This window comes from Coleofasciculus sp. E2-BRE-01 (assembly GCF_040221695.1).
GTDB lineage: Bacteria > Cyanobacteriota > Cyanobacteriia > Cyanobacteriales > Coleofasciculaceae > Coleofasciculus.
The window spans coordinates 1-5,920 of record NZ_JAVKEA010000014.1; the positions used below are offsets into that span (position 1 = coordinate 1).

The 5,920-nt window shown below is 43.1% G+C and carries 4 protein-coding genes; all 4 read left to right on the plus strand.

Annotation, left to right across the window (positions count from 1 at the left end; genetic code table 11):
• The first annotated feature begins 108 nt into the window (after positions 1 to 108).
• The 4 genes from RIG66_RS02040 (at position 109) to RIG66_RS02055 (ending at position 5,574) form a co-directional block, all read left to right on the plus strand.
• Complete coding sequence (locus RIG66_RS02040; protein ID WP_446374735.1) at positions 109 to 981, plus strand: type IV pilin-like G/H family protein; 873 nt, start codon at positions 109 to 111, stop codon at positions 979 to 981.
• Between the two features lie 237 nt (positions 982 to 1,218).
• Positions 1,219 to 2,589 (plus strand): serine/threonine protein kinase, encoded by a 1,371-nt coding sequence (locus RIG66_RS02045; protein WP_446374729.1) that lies wholly within the window; start codon positions 1,219 to 1,221, stop codon positions 2,587 to 2,589.
• A gap of 98 nt (positions 2,590 to 2,687) precedes the next feature.
• Positions 2,688 to 5,378, plus strand: a complete 2,691-nt coding sequence (locus tag RIG66_RS02050; protein ID WP_446374731.1) for an AAA-like domain-containing protein — start codon at positions 2,688 to 2,690, stop codon at positions 5,376 to 5,378.
• A gap of 70 nt (positions 5,379 to 5,448) precedes the next feature.
• Positions 5,449 to 5,574 (plus strand): hypothetical protein, encoded by a 126-nt coding sequence (locus tag RIG66_RS02055; protein WP_446374733.1) that lies wholly within the window; start codon positions 5,449 to 5,451, stop codon positions 5,572 to 5,574.
• Positions 5,575 to 5,920 lie beyond the last annotated feature (346 nt).

Here is a 5,920-nt window from a genome sequence, read left to right on the forward strand (position 1 = left end):
TCTCACGGATTTTCTCCCAAGACTATTAAGAAAATCTTAAATATACATGGGTACAAATTGAGAAGGATAATTGGCTCAAACGCTTACATAGTAACGGTTTAGGCTTCTATCCTCAATCGGGATGGGGGGAACTTCAGTTTAGAGGAAGGTAATTTTACCGATAATATTACTGAACTGGGACTAGGCATTAGCACTGAAACCACAGACTATACCTATTCAAGTCATGCCACTCTTTTGAGTGCGATTAACTATAGCGTTTCCCGAACATCCAATTTAGAGAGCTATGTGGGCGGTGTCTTTTTGGGTAGCATTGAACAAACAGGAGAATCGACAACATTTACAATTCTATGTCAGGCAAAATCTCCTGAAACTAATCGCCCCCCAGCACCAATTGTAGAGAATGGTATGCTTCAATGCGCTCTGGGTACAGAAACTGTTGATAGAGGGAATAATCAGGGAATTTTTATCGGGAAAAATTGGAATTTAGCGAATATTTCAGCTAATTATGCGAGTGCTGGTGAGTATACTCAAGCCCTTGATAGTGCTGAAAGGATTACGGATGACTTGATTCAGGCAAAGACGTTAGAGGTTATTGCTACAGAGTTAGTGGCTGCTGGTAAGTCTAAGCAAGCTTTGACAATCATCGAAAAGATACAAGCGATCGCACTCAACTTAACTGATGCTGGTGAGTATACCCAAGCCTTGAGAGTAACTCGTCATATCACCGATGACTCGATTAAGAGTAAGACTATCCACGCGATCGCACCTTATTTAACCACAGCGACTGAGTATGAGCAAGGGATTCAGGTGGCTAAAACGCTCACAGACTACGAACCAAAAGCCAAAGCCTTGGATGCCATTGTACGCCGATTAGTCGCTACAGGGAACGATGAACGAGCGGTTCAGATTGCTCAAACTATCCAATCTTACTATGGCGGTAAAGATCAAGCCATGGCGACAATTGAACGTTATAAAAATTAACGTTAATCGGCAAATTACAAAACCTGGTAGGAATGTTCCGGCGGAAGTCCCGATAACCTGAAACTGTACCCAGTCAAAAGAATAGAGCCGTATTATCAAAAAAGGCAATAAGGGAGATGAGATAATTATCACTCAGGGCAGGTTGAGTCATACCTAGGTTAAGGTAAGAAATGATGACAGTAAAACCTGCCCCTACACAGACGCCAGATACCGTCAACCGTTATCAGAGGTAATCTCGTGTTCAATCCCAATCAATGCTTAAAGGAACGTTACCAACTGCAACAAAAATTAGGACGCACGGCTGCAGGGCGACAAACCTGGTTAGCGACGGATTTACAGTCTAATGAACAAGTGACGGTTAAGCTATTAGCCTTTAGCCCGGAAATGCAGTGGGACGAACTTAAACTCTTTGAACGCGAGGCACAAGTTTTACAAGCCCTGAATCATCCCCGAATTCCCCGCTATCGGGATTATTTTTCCTTAGATAAGGAAGCGGGGTTACAGTTGCCCTGGTTTGGACTGGTGCAAGATTATATTCCGGGGACTTCGCTACAAGAATTATTAGATAAAAATAAACGGTTTAGCGAGAAACAGGTTCGTTCGATTGCGACTCAAGTTCTGGATATTCTGATTTATTTACATGAACTGAGTCCGCCAGTATTACATCGAGACATTAAACCCAGTAATCTCATTTTAGGGGAAGACAAGCAAGTTTATCTAGTTGACTTTGGTGCGGTTCAAGCGCAAGCGGCTGTTACCGGAGTGACGTTTACTGTAGTGGGGACAAGCGGTTATGCGCCCTTAGAACAATTTTGGGGACGGGCGGTGGCGGCTTCTGATTTATATGCTTTGGGCGCAACTTTAATTCACCTGTTAACGGGTACAGCCCCGGCTGATTTACCGCAAAAAGAAGGGCGGATTTATTTTCGCGATCGCGTCAGCCTGCAATCGAATTTTATCGCTTGGATTGAGCAGATGACCGAACTTATGTTAGAAAAGCGCTTTAGCACCGCCAAACAAGCTATGAAATCGCTAATATCTGGAAATATTAATCTCTCTACTGCCGCGCCTGATCCGACTCGAATCAAAACTTATAAACCTTCAGGAAGTCTGATTAAAATTAATATTAATAAATCGATGGAACAACTTGCAATTACAATTCCTGCACCGGGACTTCGTAAACTAACCCAATATAGCTGGCTGGGAGCTATCCTTTTCGGATACCTAACTTTAGCTTTATTTTTTGCTTTTATAAGTCAGGTTATTTTACTAATAGAAAAACAAGAATTAATGGGACTGTTGATGGGTTTAGCATTATTGGCAGCATTAGTCACTTTACTGGGTAATTTTTTTGGCAAAAAAACTCACGTTGTGTTTGATCGCAATCGTAACCTCTTCAAGCTAGAGCGACAGATAGGGTTCTTCAAATATGGTCGCCAGCAGCAATCGATTACAGAAATGGGCAATCCTTTCTTAGTGAATCGGGGATCTATTTATGAAGTCATAATTCCATCAACACGGGGTACTTATAAACTGGGTGGCGCTTTGGGTGAACATGAAAGTATCTGGTTAATCCAAGAACTATTAGACTGGCTGCGTTTTAAATAAGCTTATTATTATCTTCGAGGGAAAACTTATTTTAAACCAGAGCAACAATTATCAGAGGATGAATCAAAGTAAATACCTAACCAATAGTAGAATAAATTATGACTAATTCTCCTTACCAAATCGGTGGGAGTCTTCCCGAAGATGCCCCTACATATATTATCCGACAAGCCGATACTGAACTCTATGAAGGGCTCAAAGCTGGAGAATTTTGTTATGTCCTCAATTCTCGGCAAATGGGAAAATCCAGTTTACTGGTTCGCACGATGCAAAAGCTTTCCGCTGAAGGATTTGCCTGTGCTGCGATTGATTTATCTGATATTGGTAGCCAATCCCTGGATCAGTGGTATGGCGGTGTAGCCTATCAGTTATTGAATAGCTTTAATCTGTTCAATCCCCTAGAATTTATGGACTGGTGGCAAGGGCGAGACTGGATGTCTCCGGTACAGCGATTGAGTGAACTTGTTTCCACGGTATTGCTGAAAGAGTTATCTCAACCTATTGTTATTTTTATTGATGAAATCGATAGTATTCTCAGCTTGCAGGAAGCTGCCGATGACTTTTTTGCCTTCATTCGCGCCTGTTATAATAAACGCGCCCAAAATGTTGACTATCAGCGGCTTTGTTTTACCCTAGTTGGAGTCGCTACGCCATTGGATTTAATTAGTGACCCCACCCGCACCCCCTTTAATATTGGTCGGGCGATAGAGTTGCAAGGGTTTCAATTCAAAAATTGTCAACCGTTGATTCAGGGATTGGCGGGAAATGTTCATGATCCTGAAGCTGTATTACACGAGATTTTAGACTGGACAGGTGGACAACCTTTTCTCACCCAGAAACTCTGTAAAGTCGTGGTGCAAGATTCAAGCTTAGTCGGGGTGAATCACTCGACTATCAATGATTCAACAGACGATTTTAAGTCACCCTTAATTGGGCAAATTGTTCAATCTAAAATCCTGGAAAACTGGGAATCTCAAGATGAACCTGCTCATATCCGAACAATCCGCGATCGCATCCTCAAAAATGAGCAATTTGCGGGTCGATTATTAGGACTCTATCAGCGCATTTTACACCAAGGAGAACTGATTGCTGATGATAGTCCAGAACAAGCCCAATTATGCCTCAGCGGATTAGTTGTGCGCCAAGGGGGAAAATTACGAGTAAAAAACAGAATTTATCAGTCTATTTTTACCCCCAATTGGGTAGAAAACGCCCTAGCTGAATTACGTCCCTACAGTGAAGCGTTAACCGCTTGGTTTGCCTCAGATTGTCACGATGACTCCCGATTATTGCGCGGACAGGCTTTACAGGATGCTCAAGATTGGGCGACGGGGAAAAGTTTAAGCGATCGCGACTATCATTTCCTGGCTGCGTCTCAAGAAGCAACCCTGGCACAGTTACGACAAACCGAAAGCCAAAATCAAGCGGAAATTCAGCAACTGCGTCGCGAAAAAGAATTACTGGAAGAATTGACCAAAGAACAACAGCAACGAAAATTAATCCAAGCGAAATTAAATCGGGAACAGCAGTTGAGATTTCAATATCTCACTGGGGCGGCGGCGGTGATTATAACCCTATTGATGGGTGTATTTTGGGTTAAACCCTCGATTGAAGAACGGAATACTAAAATTAATACCCTGAGTTTATTATCCGAATCCCTTTTAGCCACCAATCAAACGCGAGATGCACTCATCGAAAGTATCCGCGCCACCAAAGAACTTAAACAGTCCCTTGGCGTGACGGCGGATACCAAAATGCGGGTGATTATGGCATTTAATCAAGCGATTTCGAGTTTCAGTCAGCCGAATAGTTTACCCGGACATTCTTCCCCAGTGACTCAGTTTCAGTTTAGTCCGGATAGTCAGATGTTGGCTGTCGCCTATCAGGATGGTACGATAAAGCTGTGGCATCATCTGAGTGATCCCAATAAATCTAACCGAGTTTATATTTTACAGGAAGCAGGCGATCGCATTATTAATCTCAGCTTTAGTTCTGATAGCCAAACCCTCGCCAGTGCTAGCGCTGATGGTACAATTCAAGTTTGGGATCAAAAGGGTCAACGACAGCGAACTGTAAAAGTTGATGCAAGTAATATAACCAGTATCAGTTTTAATCCCAACGATCAACAATTTGCTGTTAGTACTGATAGGGAGATTCAACTGTGGCAATATCTGGAGGGTCAATTATCGCAAACGTTAACTCGTCCCCATGTTTCCCATGTCAGTTTTTCCGCCAACGGTGATAAACTAGCAACCGTGGATCAAGAGGGCGCGATCGCACTGTGGCGGTGTCGGGATGGTACGTTACTCAACACCTTTCATACAACCAAGGATTCGATTATCGATATCCAATTTAGTCCTAATAGTAAACTTATTGCCTCTAGCAGTACAGAGGGTACAGTAAGACTCTGGCGTAAAAATGGCACATTGTTGAATATCTTACAACATACCAAACCAGTCACCAGCTTTAGCTTTAGTGCGGATAACCAAATGCTAGCCACGACGAGTACCGATAACCGCGTCAGACTCTGGCATCAAAATGGTACATTACTCAAAGCCTTACCGAGTCATAAAAATCCAGTCGCCAAGGTTAGCTTTTCCCCCGATGGTGAACAATTAGCATTAGCGAATCCGGATGGAACAGTTAGCTTGTGGAATTTGAATCTGAACCACCTGTTGCAGCAAGGCTGCATTAGCTTAACCAGAAGCGACAATCGTGTTCAACCCAAGACTGATTCTGATGCATTCCACCTTTGTCAAAGGTACACTCCTGTCAATATAGATACACCTTAACCTGTAATGGCGTGGCGCATCTTATTTGATGAATTAAGCATTAGCCCCGAAACCGTAGGGGCGCACAGACGTGCATTGGTGTCAACTTAAGGTGAAAGCTCGGTTGAGCAAGGGTGTCGGGTGTCGGGTGTCGGGTGTCGGGTGTCGGGTGTCAGGATGGAATTGTCTGTTGGAGGCGAAAAAACCTCACACCTAACTCCATACACATCACCTATTCATCCACAATGTTTTTTTCTATCAGGTTCCGTTTAATACATAGCTCCCCAACATTGCTCGCTTTCCCACACACCCCACACCCCATACCCCAAACCCAGTATCCTATAGTGGGTAATGTGGCTTAAGTTGACACCAATGACAGACGTGCGCCCTATTCAATGATGAAATCTTTTCCACAATTTTAGATGTGTCAATCCAGTAGGGTGGGTTAGGCGGTGTTTAATTTAGGAAACAAATCATTTAATTCTCGCTCCGCCGTAACCCACCACCTTATCCTTTATTCAGGGTTAACAAAAGATAAGGACAAGTGAACAAAATTAATGGAT